Annotated in this window: 18 protein-coding genes and 1 tRNA gene; 8 read left to right on the plus strand and 11 right to left on the minus strand. The window is 59.4% G+C overall.

Annotated features, from left to right (window positions below):
* The first annotated feature begins 481 nt into the window (after positions 1–481).
* Positions 482–3,373 carry a ribonucleoside-diphosphate reductase subunit alpha gene (locus BLO97_RS08650; RefSeq protein WP_063324733.1) on the plus strand — a complete coding sequence of 964 codons (2,892 nt, stop codon included), beginning with the start codon at positions 482–484 and terminating at the stop codon, positions 3,371–3,373.
* Between the two features lie 362 nt (positions 3,374–3,735).
* Here BLO97_RS08650 and flgE read toward each other — a convergent pair whose 3' ends face one another.
* From flgE to BLO97_RS08680, 6 genes are all read right to left on the minus strand, one after another.
* Entirely contained in the window at positions 3,736–5,061 is a 1,326-nt protein-coding gene (gene flgE / locus BLO97_RS08655) for a flagellar hook protein FlgE (protein WP_092345591.1), read from the minus strand.
* Positions 5,062–5,089: 28 nt separating this feature from the next.
* On the minus strand, positions 5,090–5,812 hold the full coding sequence (gene flgD / locus BLO97_RS08660) for a flagellar hook assembly protein FlgD (protein ID WP_072346450.1): 723 nt from the start codon (positions 5,810–5,812) through the stop codon (positions 5,090–5,092).
* A 15-nt stretch (positions 5,813–5,827) separates the two neighbouring features.
* Entirely contained in the window at positions 5,828–6,271 is a 444-nt protein-coding gene (flgC, locus tag BLO97_RS08665; protein ID WP_003204730.1) for a flagellar basal body rod protein FlgC, read from the minus strand.
* 3 nt (positions 6,272–6,274) lie between these two features.
* Positions 6,275–6,682 carry a flagellar basal body rod protein FlgB gene (gene flgB, locus BLO97_RS08670; protein ID WP_072346448.1) on the minus strand — a complete coding sequence of 136 codons (408 nt, stop codon included), beginning with the start codon at positions 6,680–6,682 and terminating at the stop codon, positions 6,275–6,277.
* 356 nt (positions 6,683–7,038) lie between these two features.
* A complete protein-coding gene (gene cheR / locus BLO97_RS08675; RefSeq protein ID WP_063324730.1) occupies positions 7,039–7,866 on the minus strand; it encodes a protein-glutamate O-methyltransferase CheR in 828 nt (275 codons plus the stop codon).
* A gap of 58 nt (positions 7,867–7,924) precedes the next feature.
* Positions 7,925–8,851 (minus strand): chemotaxis protein CheV, encoded by a 927-nt coding sequence (locus tag BLO97_RS08680; protein ID WP_058544891.1) that lies wholly within the window; start codon positions 8,849–8,851, stop codon positions 7,925–7,927.
* 78 nt (positions 8,852–8,929) lie between these two features.
* Here BLO97_RS08680 and flgA point away from each other — a divergent pair, with 78 nt between their 5' ends.
* From flgA to BLO97_RS08700, 4 genes are all read left to right on the plus strand, one after another.
* Positions 8,930–9,694 carry a flagellar basal body P-ring formation chaperone FlgA gene (flgA, locus tag BLO97_RS08685; protein WP_063324729.1) on the plus strand — a complete coding sequence of 255 codons (765 nt, stop codon included), beginning with the start codon at positions 8,930–8,932 and terminating at the stop codon, positions 9,692–9,694.
* A 172-nt stretch (positions 9,695–9,866) separates the two neighbouring features.
* Positions 9,867–10,184 carry a flagellar biosynthesis anti-sigma factor FlgM gene (flgM, locus tag BLO97_RS08690; RefSeq protein WP_063324728.1) on the plus strand — a complete coding sequence of 106 codons (318 nt, stop codon included), beginning with the start codon at positions 9,867–9,869 and terminating at the stop codon, positions 10,182–10,184.
* A gap of 47 nt (positions 10,185–10,231) precedes the next feature.
* Entirely contained in the window at positions 10,232–10,699 is a 468-nt protein-coding gene (locus BLO97_RS08695) for a flagella synthesis protein FlgN (protein ID WP_072346436.1), read from the plus strand.
* Positions 10,700–10,791: 92 nt separating this feature from the next.
* Positions 10,792–11,538: a flagellar brake protein gene (locus BLO97_RS08700; RefSeq protein WP_003204744.1), complete on the plus strand. Its 747-nt coding sequence runs from the start codon at positions 10,792–10,794 to the stop codon at positions 11,536–11,538.
* Positions 11,539–11,600: 62 nt separating this feature from the next.
* Here BLO97_RS08700 and BLO97_RS08705 read toward each other — a convergent pair whose 3' ends face one another.
* The 5 genes from BLO97_RS08705 to BLO97_RS08725 form a co-directional block, all read right to left on the minus strand.
* A complete protein-coding gene (locus BLO97_RS08705) occupies positions 11,601–12,968 on the minus strand; it encodes an MFS transporter (protein ID WP_063324725.1) in 1,368 nt (455 codons plus the stop codon).
* A 70-nt stretch (positions 12,969–13,038) separates the two neighbouring features.
* Positions 13,039–14,280 carry a glutamine synthetase family protein gene (locus tag BLO97_RS08710; RefSeq protein ID WP_175489836.1) on the minus strand — a complete coding sequence of 414 codons (1,242 nt, stop codon included), beginning with the start codon at positions 14,278–14,280 and terminating at the stop codon, positions 13,039–13,041.
* Positions 14,281–14,613: 333 nt separating this feature from the next.
* Positions 14,614–15,306: a sensor histidine kinase gene (locus BLO97_RS08715; RefSeq protein ID WP_063324723.1), complete on the minus strand. Its 693-nt coding sequence runs from the start codon at positions 15,304–15,306 to the stop codon at positions 14,614–14,616.
* On the minus strand, positions 15,299–16,906 hold the full coding sequence (locus tag BLO97_RS08720) for a tetratricopeptide repeat-containing response regulator (RefSeq protein WP_063324722.1): 1,608 nt from the start codon (positions 16,904–16,906) through the stop codon (positions 15,299–15,301). Before BLO97_RS08720 ends, BLO97_RS08715 begins: the two co-directional genes overlap by 8 nt.
* A gap of 425 nt (positions 16,907–17,331) precedes the next feature.
* Positions 17,332–17,408 (minus strand) — tRNA-Arg (locus BLO97_RS08725).
* Positions 17,409–17,934: 526 nt separating this feature from the next.
* On the opposite strand from BLO97_RS08725, the gene BLO97_RS08735 reads away from it, so the two are divergent.
* The 3 genes from BLO97_RS08735 to BLO97_RS08745 all read left to right on the plus strand — a co-directional run bounded on the left by BLO97_RS08735 (position 17,935) and on the right by BLO97_RS08745 (position 19,928).
* Positions 17,935–18,261: an Arc family DNA-binding protein gene (locus BLO97_RS08735; RefSeq protein ID WP_003204761.1), complete on the plus strand. Its 327-nt coding sequence runs from the start codon at positions 17,935–17,937 to the stop codon at positions 18,259–18,261.
* Positions 18,262–18,415: 154 nt separating this feature from the next.
* Positions 18,416–19,240: an AraC family transcriptional regulator gene (locus BLO97_RS08740; protein ID WP_256571732.1), complete on the plus strand. Its 825-nt coding sequence runs from the start codon at positions 18,416–18,418 to the stop codon at positions 19,238–19,240.
* Positions 19,241–19,319: 79 nt separating this feature from the next.
* Positions 19,320–19,928, plus strand: a complete 609-nt coding sequence (locus BLO97_RS08745) for a LysE family translocator (RefSeq protein WP_092145252.1) — start codon at positions 19,320–19,322, stop codon at positions 19,926–19,928.
* Positions 19,929–20,105: the final 177 nt, after the last annotated feature.

Below are 20,105 nucleotides of genomic sequence, written 5' to 3' on the forward strand. Positions count from 1 at the left end.
GGCCTACAGAGCAGTTCCACGTTTCGCACACAAATTACGCACAGGCTTATCCACAGGTAGCACGTTGCATACCCCCCAAAAACGCATTATCTTGTAGCCCGCCGCGCAAAAAACCCTACATGTAGGGTTTCAGGCCAAAAACCAAACACAAGTCGGGCAGAGAATTCAAGCGCTTTTCTTGCTTCTGTCCAGCTGAAACACCGTATTTCCCCAAGCCCAGACCGCCCCTGCGGATGGCAACTGTTTCAAGGTCGAAAACGACCGAAACGGTACGGGTGTTGCAGTCAATTGCTGCCACCCCGGCAACCCGGTTTCGAGCCCCGCTCGCAACCTGAGAACTTCGGATGGAAGCGGCATTAAACGCCTGCTTCCTACTGTCCCGAAGTTGTTATGCCCGGCGCCAGTCGGTTGTAGTGCTTCAGGACGGAACGGTGGGCACCGTGATGGTGCCCAAACAAACATAGAGAACGTGGAGACACCCATGCACACCGACACAACTCGCGAGAACCCGCAGGGCACCGCGCCGCTGGCCGCCGATTCGAACCCGGATCTGTCCGCCACCGCGCCGGGCCAACTGCGTGTGATCAAGCGTAACGGCACTGTCGTTCCTTACACCGATGACAAGATCACCGTCGCCATCACCAAAGCGTTCCTCGCAGTTGAAGGTGGCACAGCTGCCGCTTCGTCGCGAATCCACGACACCGTGGCCCGCCTGACCGAACAGGTCACCGCGACCTTCAAACGTCGCATGCCCTCGGGCGGCACCATCCACATCGAAGAAATCCAGGACCAGGTCGAACTGGCCCTGATGCGTGCCGGCGAGCAGAAAGTGGCGCGCGACTACGTGATCTACCGTGACTCCCGCGCCAAGGAACGTGCGACCCGCTCCCCGGCCGACGCACCGGTCCAGGCCCACCCTTCGATCCGCATCGCCCGCGCCGACGGCAGCCTGGCGCCGCTGGACATGGGCCGCCTGAACACCATCGTCACCGAGGCCTGCGAAGGCCTGGAAGAAGTCGATGGCGACCTGATCCAGCGCGAAACCCTGAAGAACCTCTATGACGGCGTTGCACTCAAGGACGTCAACACGGCCCTGGTGATGACCGCGCGGACCCTGGTGGAGCGCGAGCCGAACTACTCCTTCGTGACCGCCCGCCTGCTGATGGACACCCTGCGTGCCGAAGGCCTGAGCTTCCTGGAAGTCGCCGAGAGCGCGACCCACCACGAAATGGTCGACCTGTACGCCAAGGCGCTGCCAGCTTATGTTGCCAAGGGTATCGAGTTCGAATTGCTGAACCCGGTCCTGGCCGAATTCGATCTGGAAAAACTCGGCAAGGCGATCAACCACGAGCGCGACCAGCAGTTCACCTACCTGGGCCTGCAAACCCTGTATGACCGTTACTTCATCCACAAGGATGGCGTGCGTTTCGAACTGCCACAGATCTTCTTCATGCGCGTGGCCATGGGCCTGGCGATCGAAGAGAAGCAGCGCGAAGACCGTGCGATCGAGTTCTACAACCTGTTGTCGTCCTTCGACTACATGGCCTCGACCCCGACCCTGTTCAACGCCGGTACCCTGCGTCCACAGCTGTCGAGCTGCTACCTGACCACCGTTCCGGATGACCTGTCGGGCATCTACGGCGCGATCCACGACAACGCCATGCTGTCGAAATTCGCCGGTGGCCTGGGCAACGACTGGACCCCGGTTCGCGCATTGGGCTCGTACATCAAGGGCACCAACGGCAAATCCCAGGGCGTGGTGCCGTTCCTCAAAGTGGTCAACGACACCGCCGTCGCGGTCAACCAGGGCGGCAAGCGCAAGGGCGCGGTCTGTGCCTACCTGGAAACCTGGCACATGGACATCGAAGAGTTCATCGAGCTGCGCAAGAACACCGGTGATGACCGTCGTCGTACCCACGACATGAACACCGCCAACTGGATCCCTGACCTGTTCATGAAGCGTGTCTTCGACGACGGCAAGTGGACCCTGTTCTCGCCATCCGAAGTGCCGGACCTGCACGACCTGACCGGCAAGGCTTTCGAAGAGCGCTACGAGTACTACGAAGCCCTGACCGAGTACAACAAGATCAAGCTGTTCAAAGTCGTCCAGGCCAAAGACCTGTGGCGCAAGATGCTCTCGATGCTGTTCGAAACCGGCCACCCATGGCTGACCTTCAAGGACCCGTGCAACCTGCGTAGCCCGCAGCAGCACGTGGGCGTGGTCCACAGCTCGAACCTGTGCACCGAGATCACCCTGAACACCAACAAGGATGAGATTGCGGTCTGCAACCTGGGCTCGATCAACCTGCCGAACCACATCGTCGACGGCAAGCTGGACACCGCCAAGCTGCAACGCACCGTGAACACTGCCGTGCGCATGCTCGACAACGTGATCGACATCAACTACTACTCGGTGCCACAGGCGAAGAACTCCAACTTCAAGCACCGTCCGGTCGGCCTGGGCATCATGGGCTTCCAGGACGCACTGTACCTGCAGCACATCCCGTACGGTTCCGATGCCGCGGTCGAATTCGCCGACAAGTCCATGGAAGCGGTCAGCTACTACGCGATCCAGGCTTCCTGCGACCTGGCCGACGAGCGTGGCGCCTACGAGACGTTCCAGGGGTCGCTGTGGTCCCAGGGCATTCTGCCGCTGGACTCGCAACAGATCCTGATCGCCCAGCGCGGCCAGAAATACATCGACGTTGACCTGAACGAATCCCTGGACTGGGCACCGGTTCGCGCCCGTGTGCAGAAAGGCATCCGTAACTCCAACATCATGGCCATCGCACCGACCGCCACCATCGCCAACATCACCGGCGTGTCGCAGTCGATCGAACCGACCTACCAGAACCTGTATGTGAAATCGAACCTGTCGGGCGAGTTCACCGTGATCAACCCGTACCTGGTTCGCGACCTCAAGGCCCGCGGCCTCTGGGACTCGGTCATGATCAACGACCTGAAGTACTACGACGGTTCGGTGCAGCAGATCGAACGCATCCCGCAAGAGCTCAAAGCCCTCTACGCCACCGCGTTCGAAGTGGACACCAAGTGGATCGTCGACGCCGCCAGCCGTCGCCAGAAGTGGATCGACCAGGCTCAATCGCTGAACCTGTACATCGCCGGTGCTTCGGGCAAGAAGCTGGACGTGACCTACCGCATGGCTTGGTACCGTGGTCTGAAAACCACTTACTACCTCCGTGCCCTGGCCGCGACCAGCACCGAGAAGTCGACCATCAACACCGGCAAGCTGAACGCTGTTTCCAGCGGCGGCAACCACGGTGACGATTCGGTCCTGGCGGCTCCAGCAGGCCCTGCGCCAGTGCCAAAGGCCTGCGCGATCGACGAGCCGGATTGCGAAGCTTGCCAATAAGCTGAGTGGGTGGGCGTGTAAAGGCGCCGACTGAAGAAGCCTCCGATAGACCGCTGGTTTATCGGGGGTTTTCTTTTGCCTTGGAAACGACGTCGCCTGGGCTGCCCTCATCCATATTCAGGGTGACATTCATTGTGGCGAGGGGATTATCCCCCCTGGGGCGCGGAGCGGCCCTGAATGCCAGCGACCCGGTGGATCAGGCAGGTCGTATTGACTGCTTGTGGAGGGGGCTGCTGCGCAGCCCAGCGGGGATAAATCCCCTCGCCACAAAGGGAAACCTGGCATGAGGACGGGCTCTAGCACGCATGAAAAAGCCCCTCTTGCGAGGGGCTCCTTGTGCAGCCTTCAAGCAACCATCGACATCAAGCCATCTGGATGATGGTCTGCATGATGGTGCTCTGGGTGGAGATGGTCTTGGCGTTCGCCTGGTAGTTGCTCTGGGCCTTGATCAGCTCGACCAGTTCGTTGGTCAGGTTGACGTTGGACTCTTCCAGGGAGTTGGAGACGATCGAACCCAGGGTGCCGGTTTGTGGGGCATCGTAGCCCGGGATGCCCGAGGCGAAGGTTTCTTTCCAGCTGGTGCCGCCTACCGGCTGCAGGCCTTGCTCGTTGGTGAAGCTGGCGAGCGCGAGCTGGCCGATCGGCTTGGTCTGGTTGTTGCTGAAGTTGGCCAACAGTACACCGCTGCCGTCGATGGTCAGGTTGGTAATCTGGCCCGTGGCGTAACCGTTCTGGGCTGGAATCGAGCGGGCGGTGTCGGCGTTGAATTGGGTGGTGTTGGCCATGGAGATCGTAATAGTCGACGAGCCCGCGCCATTAGCAGTCCATGTACCATTAGTCACAGTGCCTGGGACCCAGCCAACCAGATTCAGATCATTGCTGATGGTTGGCGCAGGTGTCGGAACAGTCGGCGGAACGGTCGGCGGAACCGGAGTGCTGACCTGGGTTAGTCTGCCGTTCGAGTCGAACGTCATTGTGGAAGGAACCGGAGCGTTCGGAGCAACCGGCGCGCTGCCATTGAGGTTACGACCATCGATCAAGGTATAGACGTTCCAGGTATTACCGGCAGTCTTGACCATGTACTGGTCCATGGAGTGCTGGTTGCCCTGGGTATCATAGACCGGGGTAGTGAATTGCTTGGTGAATGTGGCCGTGTCGGTCGGGTTGAACGCAACGGTGATCGGCGTCGCCGTGGAGTTCAGGTTGATCGTCGAAGAAACCAGGCTGGTGGCTTGCGGCGGCAGGTTCGAAGTGTCGATGCGCAGGTCGGTCAGGATCCCGTTCTGGATCTTGCCGTTGGCATCCACGCCATAGCCTTGCAGGCGCGAAGTGCCGTCACTGTTGGTGATGTAGCCTTCCTTGTCGGTCTTGAAGGTACCGGCACGGGTGTAGCTCAGGGAGCCGTCGTTGCTCAGGACAAAGAAGCCCTGGCCCTGGATACCCATGTCCAGCACGTTGCCGGTGTTGTTGACATCCCCCTGGCCGAACTGCTGGGAAACGTTGGCCAGGCGCACGCCGTTGCCGACGGTCTTGCTGCCCGAACCCAGCTTGGTGGCCGAGTAGACGTCTTCGAATTCCGCGCGGGACGATTTGAAACCGGTGGTCGCCACGTTGGCGATGTTGTTGCCGGTCACGTCCAGCTGTTTGTTGGCTGCATAGAGACCGCTAAGGCCGATGTTAAAAGACATGTTGACTCCTTTTGCCGGTTAGTCGGCTCTACATACCAATAGTTTGTACTTTGGACAGGGCAATGCTGCCCAGCCCGGCCAGGTTGAGCATCAGCTCACCGCCCGTCTGGCTGATCGTCACGCTGCTGACCGTGGCCGGCAGGTTGGTGATCAACGACGTGGCCTTGCCGTCGATGGTGGTCGAGGCGGCGAAGGTGTAAGTGCCCGATTCGACGACCGTGCCCGCATCGTTCTTGCCGTCCCAGATGAAAGCGGAATTGCCGGCGTTCTGGCTGCCCAGGTCGATGGTGCGGACGGTCTTGCCGTCCTTGTCCACGATCTTGACCGCGACGGAGGACACCGATGTCGGTACCACCACCGTGCCGTTGAGGCTCTTGGAGGTATCGACCACGGCTTTGTCGCCTGGGGCGATGACCGAGCGACCGACCAGCGACGAGGCCTGCAAAGCCTGGGACGAGTTGTAGTTGCCGGCGATACCGCTGACGGTCTCGTTGAGGGTGGTGATACCTTCCAGGCTGCTGAACTGCGCCAATTGGGCCACGAACTCACCGTTGTCCTGGGGCTCCAGCGGGTTCTGGTTCTTCAGCTGGGTAACGAGCAGTTGCAGGAACGCATCCTTGCCCAGTTCCTTCTTGCCGGTCGCCGCACCTGTCATTGCCCCGAGGGTATCGGAGGTGTTGTTGGTCTTGACCGAGGAATTGGCCAGAATCTCGTTCAGGCTCAAACCGCTGGTAGTGTTGGTAACGCTCATGTGACTCGCCCCTTATCACTGACCGAGGGTCAGGACCTTCTGCATCATGGTTTTGGCGGTGTTCATCATTTCGGCGTTGGTCTGGAACGAACGACTGGCGGAAATCATGTCGGCCATTTCTTCGACAACGTTGACGTTCGGGTAGTAGACATAACCCTTGGCATCAGCGGCCGGATGGTTCGGCTCATAACGGGCTTCGAGGTTGCTCTGGTCTTCGACCACGCCAAGCACCTGTACGCCCTGCCCGGCCGCGTCCTGCTCCTGGAACAGCGAGTCGCTGCCGCCGGACTGGCCGCCCTGGAACATGGTGGCGAATACCGGGTGGCGGGCGCGGTAGGTCTGGTCGATGCTCGACGAAACGGTCTCGGCGTTGGCGATGTTACTGGCGACGGTGTTCAGGCGAGTGGTCTGGGCACTCATGGCACTGCCGGCAATGTTGAATACGCTAGCAATCGACATGGCTTACTCTCCACGCAGGGCCGATACCAGCCCTTTGAATTTGCTGTTGAGCAGGGTGAAGCTGGCCTGGAAGTTCACGGAGTTTTCCGCGTAGTTGGACTGTTCCAGTTGAGCGTCCACGGTGTTCTGGTCGATCGACGGCTGCATCGGCGTGCGATACATCAACGACTCGTCGCCATTACCCAGGCCTTCGGCTTCGATATGACGGCTGTTGGTCATGTTCAAGGCGAAGTGGCCGTTCTTGGCCTTCTCGTTCTGCTCGGCGAGCACTTTGGAGAAGTCCAGGTCCCGAGCCTTGTAGTTCGGGGTATCGGCGTTGGCGATGTTGTTGGCCAGGACTTCGGCACGCTGGGCGCGGAAGCTCAGGGCCTGTTCGTGGATACCGAGCGCTTTATCGAAGCTGATGCTCATGTCGGAAACCTTTGGGTGACCAGAATGTACGTACGTTGGCTATAGCAAGCGGCGTGCCACTTTCCAAAGCCCCGTAAACCGGGGCTTTGCGGGCATCGGCAAGGCGGCAATGCCAGAAAAGCGGCAACTGGCTTCCGCAAGCTGCCGCTTTTCTGCCGCTTCTCAAGGGCAATGGCATTCAAACTGTGGGAGCGGGCTTGCTCGCGAAAGCGGTGTGACAGCGACATTTATCTCGACTGACCGCCGCATTCGCGAGCAAGCCCGCTCCCACAGGGATAATGGTGATAGGGAGGAATGAGCGGGCATAAAAAAACGGGAGCCCGTGGGGACTCCCGTTTTTTGTCAACCCAAGCCAATCACTTCGCCTGGTAAATGATCCCCGGGCTGCACTGGACCATCTGGTAATGATCCGGCAAACCGTTCAACGCCTCGGAGGCGCCGAGGAACAGGTAGCCGCCCGGCTTGAGCGTGCCGTGGATGCGCAGCAGGATGTCTTTCTTCACTTCGGCGGAGAAGTAGATCAGTACGTTGCGGCAGAACACGATGTCGAACTTGCCCAGGCTGGCATAGCTGTCCAGCAGGTTGAACGAGCGGAACTCCACCCGGCTCTTGATCGGCGCCTTGACCACCCACTTGCCCGGCCCTTTCGGGTCGAAGTAGCGTTGCAGGCGGTCCGGCGACAAACCACGGCCGATGGCCAGGCTGTCGTACTCGCCAGTCTTGCAGTTATTGAGCATGGTCCCGGACAGGTCGGTGGCGACGATCTGCACGCCGCCTTTCAACTGGCCGAGGTTGGAGCGTTCGAACTCATCGATGGACATCGACAGCGAATAGGGTTCCTGCCCCGACGAGCAGGCCGCCGACCAGATCCGCAGGCGCTGGCCCGGGCTGGCCTTGATGGCAGCCGGCAGCACTTTGTTCTTCAGCACTTCGAACGGATAGGTGTCGCGAAACCACAGGGTTTCGTTGGTGGTCATGGCGTCCACCACCATCTCGCGCAAACCACTGCGCGGTTGGGTCTGGATACGCTGCACAAGCTCGCCCAATGACTTGAGGCCCTGTTGCTCCATCAATTTATTGAGACGGCTCGACACCAGGTATTGCTTGTTTTCACCAAGCAAGATGCCACAGGCTTTTTCCAGGAAGACCCGGAACTGTTCGAAATCCAAATTACCCGTAGACAAGATACCGCCTCTTTCATCGTGTTGACTTGCCGGGCGCACAACGCGCCCGACCTTTACTTTATTCTGCTGCCTTGATCCGATCGACGACCCGGGACGCCAGGTCATCGGGACGGAATTTCGCCAGGAAATCGTCGGCACCGACCTTCTTGACCATCGCCTGGTTGAAAACCCCGGACAACGAAGTATGCAAGATGATGTGCAGCTTTTGCATGCGCGGATCGCTGCGGATTTCCGAAGTCAGGGTGTACCCGTCCATCTCCGGCATTTCAATGTCGGAGATCATCATCAGGAACTCTTCCTCAGGCTTCTTGCCCTCGTCGACCAGCTTGCGCAGGTAATCCAGCGCCTGTCGCCCGTCGTTCAACGCCACCACCTCGACGCCAACCGTTTGCAGACAACGGGTCACCTGCTTGCGGGCCACCGAAGAGTCATCGACGGTCAACACCCGCAGCGAAATCGCCTTGTGCTGGGTTTCGGCATCCACCACCCCCACGGAGATCGCTTCCGGCGTGGGTGCTACTTCGGCGAGGATCTTTTCCACGTCGATGATTTCCACCAACTGGTTATCGACCCGGGTCACTGCCGTGAGGTAGTGATCGCGGCCGGTCCCCTTGGGCGGAGGATGGATCTCTTCCCAGTTCATGTTGACGATGCGCTCCACCGAGCGGACCAGGAACCCCTGGGTCTTGGTGTTGTACTCGGTGATGATCACAAACGGATTGCTCTGGTCCAGCAGCCGACCGGAACCGGTCGCCATCGCCAGGTCGAGAATCGGGATGGTCGCTCCCCGAATATTGGCCACACCGCACACGACGGGGCTGGACTTGGGCATCAGGGTCAGCTTGGGGCATTGCAGCACCTCGCGGACCTTGAATACGTTGATCCCATACATTTGTTGGCCGTCGAGACGGAACAACAACAGCTCCAGGCGATTCTGACCGACCAGCTGAGTGCGCTGGTTCACCGAATCCATTACTCCCGCCATGCCCTGACTCCTACCTAACGCTAATGTGTCCGACGCGCATTCATCACTAAACGGCACGGGGCTTGCTATTGAACCGGCATGAACGCACAAACGACATTTTCTCGACGCCTGACCACTCACTGCCGCCACTGGCTCGGTGCACTGCTGGCTGTCTGCCTGTTCACTTCGGGCGGTCCTGCCCTTGCTGCTGTTCCGGTTACCTTGCCTGATCTCCTTATCGGCGTCACTCAGGGCTTTCTTGAATTCACCGTAGAAGACTATCTGGCTACCAGTCAAACCGAAGGTCGCTACGAAATCGAAGTCAACCAACTCGACCCGCGCCTGCGCATGCCAATGTGCGACAAGGAATTGACTGCTTCGCTGGAAAGTCCCGCTCGCCCCCTGGGCCGCGTCACGGTGAAGGTTCGTTGCGACAGCGCCGCGCCCTGGACGGTGTTCGTGCCCGCTCAAGTGCGCCTGTTTCGGGAAATTGTCACCACCACGCGTCCGCTCAAGCGGGCCGGGATCGTCGAGCCCCAGGACGTGATGCTGCGTGAACGGGACATCAGCCAGATCACCCAGGGCTTCCTGACCTCCGTCGATCAGGCCATCGGGCAGAAACTTGTCCGACCAATGGTCGCCGATCAGGTCGTGACGCTGGTGCACCTGGAGCAGGCCGAAGTGGTCCGCAAGGGCGACCAGGTGGTCATCACCGCCCGCAGCGGCTCCCTGGCCGTGCGGATGCCCGGCGAAGCCCTGTCCAACGGCGGCATGCGTGAACAGATACGGGTAAAAAACCTCAATTCCCAGCGCGTCATCAAGGCGCAAGTGATGGCTCCAGGCCAAGTGGAAGTGGCGATGTAATGACCCGGTAGAGGAGGTAGAAAGCTGGCGCTTGATCCCGGTGTTCCCTAGACTGTGCCTTACGCAAAGGCAAGCGCAGACGTGCGCACGTTCATTGAATAAATGAGCCTAAAGTTTTTTTGGGAATGGCCGAAAACATGGCAAGCGTCCAAATACCCAGAGGTTTTTTACCATGGTCATCGATTTCAATCGTTTAAACAGCTCTTCACCGCTGACAGGCACTACGCGTACCAGCGCTACCAAGGAAACCGCCGAAGCCGGCAAATCCGCGCCGCTGTCTACACCAGCCGACCAAGTCAGCAATGGGGAGTCGGTACACCTCAGCAATGAGGCTCAGCAGTTGCAGAAGGTCACTGACAAGCTGCGCGATCAACCTGTCGTCGACAACGCCCGCGTGGCCGAGTTGAAAGCAGCAATCGCCGATGGCAGCTACAAAGTCGACAGCAACCGCGTAGCCAGCAAACTGCTCAACTTCGAAGCCCAGCGCTAGGCCGCCGCCTGCGCCAGGCTTTTGGACGCTAAGACCCAAGGCCAGCCATGCACGACACTCATTTATTGCAATTGATCATCGACGACTTCGTTCCAGCGCAACAGCTACTGGAATTGTTGCAGGCCGAATCCGTGGCACTGCACGGTCGTGACATGCCTCTGCTGGAGAATATCCTGGCGCAGAAACAGGCATTGATCATCTTGCTTGACCAGCATGGCCGCAAACGCAGCGAGATCCTCGCCAGCCTCAACCTGCCTGCCAGCCATGACGGCCTCGAGCAACTGGCCAGCCAGTCGACGATCGGCGATCAGCTGCGCTCCCAGAGCAAAGTACTCAACGACCTGCTCGCCCAATGCCAGGCAACCAACGCCCGCAACGGCCAGTCGATCCTGATGCAGCAGGCCGCCACCGCCAACCAGTTGCGCATTCTCAACGGTGGCGAGATCCCGACGCTGTATGACGCTAGCGGTTCAACGGCCAGAATGGTCAAGCACCGCCCGCTCAGCCAGGCATGAAACGAACAATGCCTTCGCTCTATCAACGCGCGATACATGCTGGCAAAATGCCGGCCATTCGTAGTCGTATTTTGCCTGGAGATTGACTCACCGTGTTCAATGCATCAAACGCGGATGATGCTCCGCAGCCCCCCAAGGTCCTCACCACGCCCCTGGAAATCTCCGGCAACCTGCGGATGCTGCAAGAGAGCCACGACCCACTGATCATCACCTTCCACGAACGTAGCCAGCGCTTCCAGAGCTATCTGGTCAACGTCGATCGCGAGACCAACTCCATCGCCCTGGATGAAATGATCCCCCGGGACGGCGAGCGTTTCCTGCTGGCTGGCGAGCCGTTTCGTGTCGAGGGTTTTCATGACGGCGTGCGTATCGCCTGGGATGGCAAGGGTCCACTGACCATCGATGAATCCAGCGACGGTCGCTGCTATCGCGGCGCCCTGCCCGACGAAGTGGTCTACCACCAACGTCGCAACGCCTTCCGCGCCGCCCTGAAACTGGCACAACTGGTAAGCGTTGAACTGGGCGGCGACAAGCTCAAGTCCCCCGTAGATGGCAAGTTGCTGGACATCTCCGCCACCGGTTGCAAATTGCGCTTTGACGGCGACATCACGGAGCGTCTGCAATTGGGCCAGGTGTATGAGCGTTTCATCGCGGCCCTGCCTTTTGGCAACATGACCGCGCCAGTCGAGCTGCGTTACCTGCATTTCGAAGAAAGGATCAACACCACGTTCGCCGGTGTACGCTTCCATAACATCAGTGGCTTGGTGCAACGGCAGGTCGAGCGGTTCGTCTACCAGCTCCAACGAGAAGCCCGGCGCTTCGATAAAGACGACCTCTGATTTTTCGAGGCATGAAAAACGGGCAGTCCCTTACGGCGACTGCCCGTTTTTTTATGCCTGCTTCAAGGCCTGGCCTGGGTAAAACTCGGTGTCTCGGGCGCCTCGGTTTCAGTTTCAGCCTCGGCCGCAGCCTCAGTGGCCGGCTCGGGCTCCACGTCCGGATTGGCCGGCGCCTGCATCTGCTCCTGCACCACCTGCTCATCCACCCGCGGATCAAGACACGCCACCAAAGGCGAACTCGACATGCTGTCCGGCATCGCCACGTGATGCAGCGGTGCGTCATCGACCTGATGCAGGTTGGTCACCGCTTTCGGTCGGATCCGCCACACCAGTACCAAGGCGAAGAAAGCGAAAAAGCCGTAGAGCATCTGGCTGCCGAACATTTTCATCAGCACGCCGGCCACCAGCGGCCCGATGCTGGCTCCCACGCCGTAGGTCACCAGCAGCATCGCGGTCAGGGACACCCTTCGATCAGCTTCGACGTGGTCGTTGGAGAACGCTACCGCCAGCGGATACAGGCAGAACTGCACCAGCGAACAGAAGAACCCCGCGACGAACAGCACCTCCAGCGGCACCGTCGGAAGAATCGCCAATGGCAGCGCACAGATCGTCAGGACCAGCGCAAAGCAGCGGATCAGCAGCGCCCGGTCATATCGATCGGACAGCCAGCCCAGGGGCCACTGCACCAGCAGTCCAGCGAAGATGCAACTACCCATGAACAGACCGACCTGCTCGGTCGACAAGCCCTGCTGAGAGGCATACAGCGGCGCCAGACCATAGAACGAGCCGACGATCAATCCGGAACCCAGCACCGTACTCAATGACTGTGGCACACGCTTGATGAAGAATCGCGGCTCCATGGGCGCCGGATGCAGCGCCGCCGGGTGAATCCGCCGGGTCAGTGTCACCGGCACCAGGCACAAGGCGAAGCACAGCGCCACCAGCATCAACAGCTCAGGCCCCAGGGCCGGGTGCATGACCAGGATCAACTGACCCAGCACCAACCCCAGGTACGAGGCGATCATATAGCCGCTGAACACCACCCCACGCTGCTTGGCATCGGCTTGCTCGTTGAGCCAGCTCTCGATGACCATGTACTGGCACATCATCCCGAGGCCGACAATCATCCGCAGCACGACCCAGGCCGGCAGCCAGTCCACCAAGCCATGGCCCAGCACGGCCGCCCCGACAATCCCGGCGCAGGCCGAATAGGCGCGGATGTGCCCGACGCGGGCGATCAGCCGATGGCCGATCTTGCCCCCCAGCACCAGGCCGAAATAGTTGGCGGCCATCAGCGCACCGACCCAGAGACTGTCCACATGGTCGGCGGCCAGGCGCAAGGCCAGGTAAGTACTCAAGAGGCCCGAGCCGATCAACATCATCAGCGAAGCGAAATAAAGCGCTCGAAAAGGTTTCCAGATTTGGCGCATCGGCGTTCCGAGCGGCTCCTTGAGGTGAGTAAGGGCTACCTGTTGAAGATAGCCCGAATGCGACGGTTCGTTATGCCTGGGCCGCGAGGACACGTCGCTCCCAAGGCGTGATTTCATCGAAGAAGCTGGTCAGCTCCAGGGTCTTGGAGGCGATGTAGCCTTCGATGAACTCCGTACCAAACAGTTCCTTCGCCAGATGACTACGCTTCAGACGCTCCAAGGCGGCATGCAAGGTACATGGCAGCGACAGATTATCCGGCACTTCGAATTCACCCTGGATCGCCGCGCTCGGCTCCAGCCGATGTTCAATCCCATACAGCCCGGCGGCCAGGCTGGCGGCAATCGCCAGGTAGGGGTTGGCATCGGCTCCCGGCAAGCGGTTCTCGACCCGCCGGGCCACCGGCGAGCTGGCAGGAATCCGCAACCCGGCCGAACGGTTGTTATGGGACCAGCAGGCATTGTTCGGCGAGGCGAACGGGTGGCACAGGCGCTGGTAGGAATTCACGTTCGGCGCGAACAACGCGGTGAAATCCGCCAGGCACGCCTGTTGCCCACCGATGAAATGTCGGAAAGTCGCCGTCGGCTCGCCCGCTTCGTCGCTGAAGACGTTGCGGCCGCTGTCCGCCTCGACGACGCTCTGGTGGATGTGCATCGAACTGCCCGGTGTGTGGGCCAGAGGCTTGGCCATGCAGACCACGGTCAGGCCGTGCTTGAGGGCCACTTCCTTGAGCAGGTGCTTGAACAGGAACGTCTGGTCGGCCAGCAACAGCGGATCGCCGTGCAGCAGATTGATCTCGAACTGGCTTACGCCCATTTCATGCATGAAGGTGTCGCGAGGCAGGCCCAGCGCCGCCATGCAGGCATAGACTTCACTGAAGAACGGGCGCAGGCCATTGTTGGAGCTGACGCTGAACGCCGAATGGCCGTCTTCGCGACGCCCATCCAGGCCCATCGGCGGCTGGAACGGCTGGGTCGGGTCCGGATTGGGGGCGAACACGAAAAACTCCAGTTCGGTCGCCACCACCGGCGCCAGGCCAAGGGCGGCATAGCGCGCGACAACGGCCTTGAGCTGGCCGCGCGTCGAGAGCCGGGAGCTTTCACCGGTCAACTCGTCGGCATCGCAGATCGCCAGGGCACGGGGCTGCTGGCTCCAAGGCAGGCGATGAATCTGTTTCGGATCGGCCACCAGCGCCAGGTCGCCGTCGTCGCTGCCGTAGAAACGCGACGGCGGATAACCGCCCATGATGCATTGCAGCAGCACGCCCCGCGCCAACTGCAACCGCCGGCCTTCGAGGAAACCCTCAGCGGTCATTACCTTGCCCCGCGGCACGCCATTCAAATCCGGCGTGACACATTCAATCTCATCAATGCCCGTCAGTCGCTGCGCGAGTGAACGCTGGCCATCGGTCGTCATGACGCAATCCTTGTTATGTGCGAGCCGCGAACGGCAACCCGTACAAAATAGGCTTCGGCTGTTCGGAATATCAAGCACCCGGAGGCAATTAAAATTTACGCAATACGCGTGTGGGAGCGAGCTTGGTCGCGATGGCATCGGCTCAGTCAATATTGAGCTGACTGATACACCGCTATCGCGAGCAAGCTCGCTCCCACAGAGGATTTGTGCTGTTTTTTAAAAAGCGCACGCTCAGGGCAGGTAAAGCCGGAACACCCCACCACCCAACACACCGCCATTGGCAATCTCGGTACGCCCGCTCACGCCGCCGCGCTGGTGCAGCCTGGCGATCCGCGCGGCGAAGTACAGACCCAGCCCGGTGCTGCCGCTGCTGTGGTTGATGCCTTGCACGTACTCGGCCTGACGCTCGATCATCTCAGGCGGGTAACCTTCGCCGTCGTCATTGAGGGTCAGCACCAGTTGCCCAGCCTCGTCGCTCACACTGATCAGCAGCGCCTGGCGCGCATGGCGAATGGCATTATTGATGCAATTGTCGAGCACCGAAGCAATCAGTTCACGGTCGAAAAAACCCAAGGGGCTGAGCGGATCGACTTCATAGGTGACCATGATCCCGCGACTGCGGAACACGTCCTGATGGCCGGCCAGTTGCGCCTCGATGAAGTCATCCAGCTCATGGTAGGCCGGGTGCAGCGGCAACTGGTTGACACCGAGCTTGTACAGCCCCAGCAGTTGCACCAGCAAACCATTGAGATGGGCGAATTCGAACTCGATGACGCCTTGCTCCGAGGTCTGGCGCTCGGCGTCGGGCAAGCGCTCGAGCCATTGCGTATGCGTCTGCATGAGCAAGGTCAGGGAGTTCTTCATGTCGTGCACGGTCGATGCGATCACCGTGGAAAAATCGAGGACCTGTTCGCTGTCATTCATCGCCAAATGCCTTGCTTCGCAGTTTTTGATAGCGCGCAAAACGCGCATCGGTGTCGGGCATCATGCCCACCAGTTTCAGGCAGGCGCGACACTCCTGCAGCAGTTCCGACTCCACGCTGGTGTCGGTGCCATGCAGCAGCGATTGCGCCATGTTCAGGGCAATACTGATGTTCTTCGGTTGCATCTTCAGGGCGCGGCGGAACAGCTCCCGCGCCTCCGGCAACGCGCCGGTCTTGTAGACCCGCACGCCTTCGCGGTTCAGCTCGGCGGCGGCATTGCCTTGATTGAGGATGTTCGGATCGTCGGTCAGCTTGGCGATGCCTTGCATCACCGTCGGGTCATCACCGTAGATTTCCGCGCAGTTCTTGAGCATCGACTCGCCGGCGCTGGCCTGGCCAAGCATTTGTAACTGCTTGGCCACCAGCAACGCGGCCTCGGCGCTCATGAATTGCTCCATGCCATCGAGGCGCTGCAAAGCCTGTTCGGTGAGCTTCTCGGCGGTTTCGGCATCGTTGAGCAACAGGCTGGTGGCCTTCATCAGCCGCGCCCGGACCTGCAACCCCGGGTCGTTGAGGTTCTCCTTCGCCACGGCACTGAGCGTGGTGTTGATCTCCAGCCGGGTGCGGGTATCGAGGCCTTTTTCGCTGCCCTTGCTGATCAGCGCATGGGCCAGGCCGAGGTTGCTTTCCGGATCCTTGAAACGTGACTGCGCGCCCTGCCCGACCGCCTGGCGATAAGCCCGGGAAGCCGTGTCGTAGTCTTCGTTGGTCATCGCCAACTTGCCCAGCAACGACTGACGGCGCACCGCCAGCGGCGACAGGCGCACCGCCTCTTCCAGCACATGCTGCGCCTGCTTGGTGTCACCTTCGGCCATCAACACTTCGGCCATGCCATCGTACAACGCCGGCATCATTGGAAAGACTTTCAGGGCCTTTTCATAAACGGCCTTGGCCTGCCCCACCTGGCCGCGCTTGAACATCAACTTGCCCAGCCCCGCGTAGGCCCACGGCAACGGGCGATCCGCGAGGATGGAGTTGTACAGACGCTCCAGGGCCTCGTTCTGATTCAGGTCGCGTAACGCATCGGCCCGATAACGCAGGCACAACGGCCCGTAGCGCGGGTCCTGCTTGCACAAGGCGATGCAGGCATTGAGCACGTCCATCGGCTTGCCACGATCGAGGGCTTGCAGGATCGGCTTGAGCAGGGTCTTGCGCTGCTCGAGCCGCTCCAGCCGCTGGGCCAGGCCAGAGCGGTTGAACGGTTTGGTCAGGTACGCATCGGGCTCATGCTCCAAGGCACTGAGCACCATCGCCTGGCTGGTCTCGGCGGTCACCATGAGAAACACACTTTCATGGCTGATCAGCTTCTCGACCATCAGGTCTTCCAGCACCTGCTGGCCATTCTTGCGCCCATCGCCCAGATGATAGTCCTGCAAGATGAAGTCATAACGCTTCTGCGAGCACATGCGCAGCGCCACTTCACCGGTGTCGGCGGTGTCCACGTCCTTGACGCCCAGCTCACGCAGCATGGACCGGATCGAACTGCGGAAATCCGAGAAATCATCGACGATCAGAAAACTTTTTTGGTGGTACGCCAGCATCGAGGATGTCCAGGCAAGTAAAAAAATAACCCAATGGCATAACAACGAAACGCCGTGTCACAAGCCCGAGGCGCGCAGATGATAGCCACCAGCCAGCAACGTTCAAGGGATTTCAGCAATCGCTTGGCCTGGCTGTGTCGTGACGCACATTGCGAGCCAAAACGCAGGAGACAACCGGGCTCATCGGGTTATCGGCAGGAAATGGCGTTCCGTTAAGGGGAAGCTGTAGGGAAAACCGAGTGCAGAAAATCAGACCGTGGCGAGAAAGCTTGCTCCCGCTGGGCCGCGCAGCGGACCCGTTTTTTGACGGCTGCTGCGCAACCGAGCGGGAGCAAGCTCCCTCGCCACAAAGAATGCATTAAGAAGTGGGGACCAGGAAAAAAAACGAGAGCCGGGCAAAAAATTCGCTAAATCTTTGATTAATATGGTGTCCCAGGGCAGGTTCGAACTGCCAACCTTCCCCTTAGGAGGGGGATGCTCTATCCAATTGAGCTACTGAGACACGAGTCGACCACAAGAGATGCGGTGCGCAGGACGGCGTGCATGTTAACGACCTGCCCTGCGTTTGTCATGTCGCCCATGGCTTTTTAAGTGTAGGCAAATAGTACTCCCCTGTAAGGCTGGCAGATTCTGGACGCCGAGCGCGGGCCGCCATTCATCTGTCCTGGCTCGCTCATCCTAGTAAATCGGCCATTTGCCACTATCCTGTACAAGACAGGGATGGCACAGTTTTTTGTCCATTTCCGTTATCCGCCAGACGGTATGGCACATAGACACAATTCGACGGTCACAAATGCGAACCTGTTGTTTTTTACCAACCAGTCCGCATTTTTTGATGAAGGATACTGGCAGAACGCCTTTACCCCGATCAGAATTTGTCACAGAATTGGCGCCAATGATCTGGCAATTTTGAGGCATGATGCGGGCCTCTTAACAATTCAGGTTGAACATTTGGCAATGGAGCTTGTCCTATCGACATCCTGCGGCCAATCCCGAGAACCGCTCCCCTGAACTAACCGGTTAAATATATGCGCCCATTGAAACAGGCAATTTATTCCAGCCGTACGGCTGACAAGTTCGTCGTACGTCTGCCAGACGGAATGCGGGAACGCATTGCCGAAGTGGCTCGCAATCATCACCGCAGCATGAACTCTGAAATCATCGCGCGTCTTGAGCAAAGCCTTATTCAGGAAGGCGCGTTGGGTGAAGAGTTGAGCATGCGCCTGGACAGTCCAGAGCTGTCATTGCATGAGCGCGAACTGCTTCAACGCTTCCGACAACTCTCCCATCGCCAGCAGAACGCCCTCGTTTCGCTGATTGCCCATGACGCAGAAATGGCCGCAGACGCGACCTGATAGCCCAAAAATACTCAAGCCAGCCTCGTGCTGGCTTTTTTTTGCCTGGCGTTTGGCCTCAAGCCTGCTTTTCAAGCACTCATAGAGCCATCGAACCAACGCCACTGCTGATCCATGGCAGTGATGCTAAATTGATCCTCTAAAAAGTACGGGCATGGAGGCCTGCATGACAGGTCACGCATTCAAGATCCAAAGAATTCCAGGGCTGGGCGTGGAAATCGTCGAGGCCGATTCAGATCGAACGTTCGTCCGGCATATGCACGAACATTTTGGCATTGGCTTGCTTGTGCGCGGGGCGCAACGTTCAGCCAGCGGCCGAGGCCAGGTAGAAGCGATGGCTGGCGACCTTATATCGGTCAATCCGGCCGAAGTGCATGACGGCGCGCCCATCGGAAACGGAACGCGTCGTTGGCAGATGCTGTATTTCGACCCGCTGCTGATTGCGCAGGCATTCAAGGATATGGAGAACGATGGAGGCATCTGTGCCCAGGAATTCGCTTATCCGGTGCTGCAAAGCCCCCGTGCGGCAGAGTTGTTCCGCACGTTGTATCAAGCCCTCGCTCAAGCCGAGGAATTTGGCGCTCACCTGAAGATCGAAGAAACGCTCGCGCTTTTGCTCGAACATTTGCTGGATCGCTCCATGCCGATATCGTGTTTGCCGAAGGTCGCGGCAAACCGTGCAAAAGCCTTGATCGACGACGATCCGCAGTCGTCCATGTCGCTTGCCCTGCTCGCCAGGGAGGCCGATTTAAGCCGCTTTCAATTGGTACGCGCCTTCACCCGCCTGACCGGTTTGACACCCCACGCCTATCTGCTGCAACGACGCATCCACCGAGCACGACAACTGATCGCTGCAGGCATGCCGCTGGCCGATGCGTCCCTGGCCAGCGGTTTCGCCGATCAGAGCCATATGACTCGATACTTCGTGCGCAGCTTTGGATTTTCACCGGGCATGTACGCCCGGCAAGGACACCCGTAGCAACCTGCAATTTCGTTCAAGACGCCCCTCCTCACAGCAGGCAGGCTGGAGACTTCACAACTGCCAAGGTCGGCGTCGCATGAACCTCGAATTTTTTATCACTTCCCTGATCGTGGCGGCCTCGCCTGGCACTGGCGTGGTCTATACAGTGGCAGCCGGCCTGGCCCGGGGCTGGCGCGCAAGCGTGATAGCGGCATTGAGTTGTACCCTGGGGATCGTGCCGCACATGCTGGCAGCCATCACGGGCCTCGCTGCACTGCTGCACACAAGCCCACTGGCCTTCGAGATCATCAAGTACCTTGGCGTCGCTTACCTGCTGTGGATGGCATGGAGCACGCTCCAGAGCCATGGGGCATTGCATATTGATCCGCACAAGACCCCACGTTCGAACGGCGCGGTGATTTTTTCGGGCATCTTGGTCAATCTGCTGAATCCAAAACTGTCGATTTTTTTCCTGGCCTTTCTACCGCAATTTCTCGCGCCAGGAGAAACGGATGCCATGTGGCGCATGTTGCAACTGAGCTTCATCTTCATGGCGATCACCTTTGTCGTCTTCGTCATCTATGGCGTGCTCTGCGCATCGATGCGCCGCCATGTTCTGGAGCGTCCATCCGTGTTGCAGTGGATACGCCGGCTATTCTCGGCAGCCTTTGTGCTACTGGCTGCACGACTGGCGTTGATGCAGTGATGCGCAGGGGATTTTGCGTGATGAAAAAACCGCCAAACAGACTCGCGAAGGCGATGTGTCAATGTGCTCGCGATAGCGGTGCTGCAGTTGCATAGAGGCTGGACCTGCCTGCTGCTCGTGTCTTTGGTTCTTGACGCCCCGCAAACCAAAAGAAACGCAAAAAAAACGGCGCCGCCC

Source organism: Pseudomonas sp. NFACC05-1, assembly GCF_900100135.1.
Taxonomy (GTDB): Bacteria; Pseudomonadota; Gammaproteobacteria; order Pseudomonadales; family Pseudomonadaceae; genus Aquipseudomonas; species Aquipseudomonas fluorescens_Q.

Coding starts and splice junctions, on each gene's coding strand:
- flgE (WP_092345591.1), bottom strand. CDS start 5,061: ATGTCTTTTAACATCGGCCTTAGCGGTCTCTATGCAGCCAACAAACAG.
- flgD (WP_072346450.1), bottom strand. CDS start 5,812: ATGAGCGTTACCAACACTACCAGCGGTTTGAGCCTGAACGAGATTCTG.
- BLO97_RS08680 (WP_058544891.1), bottom strand. CDS start 8,851: ATGGCGGGAGTAATGGATTCGGTGAACCAGCGCACTCAGCTGGTCGGT.
- BLO97_RS08720 (WP_063324722.1), bottom strand. CDS start 16,906: ATGCTGGCGTACCACCAAAAAAGTTTTCTGATCGTCGATGATTTCTCG.
- BLO97_RS08650 (WP_063324733.1), top strand. CDS start 482: ATGCACACCGACACAACTCGCGAGAACCCGCAGGGCACCGCGCCGCTG.
- BLO97_RS08705 (WP_063324725.1), bottom strand. CDS start 12,968: ATGCGCCAAATCTGGAAACCTTTTCGAGCGCTTTATTTCGCTTCGCTG.
- BLO97_RS08715 (WP_063324723.1), bottom strand. CDS start 15,306: ATGAATGACAGCGAACAGGTCCTCGATTTTTCCACGGTGATCGCATCG.
- flgM (WP_063324728.1), top strand. CDS start 9,867: ATGGTCATCGATTTCAATCGTTTAAACAGCTCTTCACCGCTGACAGGC.
- flgB (WP_072346448.1), bottom strand. CDS start 6,682: ATGAGCATCAGCTTCGATAAAGCGCTCGGTATCCACGAACAGGCCCTG.
- flgA (WP_063324729.1), top strand. CDS start 8,930: ATGAACGCACAAACGACATTTTCTCGACGCCTGACCACTCACTGCCGC.
- BLO97_RS08740 (WP_256571732.1), top strand. CDS start 18,416: ATGGAGGCCTGCATGACAGGTCACGCATTCAAGATCCAAAGAATTCCA.
- BLO97_RS08735 (WP_003204761.1), top strand. CDS start 17,935: ATGCGCCCATTGAAACAGGCAATTTATTCCAGCCGTACGGCTGACAAG.
- BLO97_RS08695 (WP_072346436.1), top strand. CDS start 10,232: ATGCACGACACTCATTTATTGCAATTGATCATCGACGACTTCGTTCCA.
- flgC (WP_003204730.1), bottom strand. CDS start 6,271: ATGTCGATTGCTAGCGTATTCAACATTGCCGGCAGTGCCATGAGTGCC.
- BLO97_RS08745 (WP_092145252.1), top strand. CDS start 19,320: ATGAACCTCGAATTTTTTATCACTTCCCTGATCGTGGCGGCCTCGCCT.
- BLO97_RS08710 (WP_175489836.1), bottom strand. CDS start 14,280: ATGACCGCTGAGGGTTTCCTCGAAGGCCGGCGGTTGCAGTTGGCGCGG.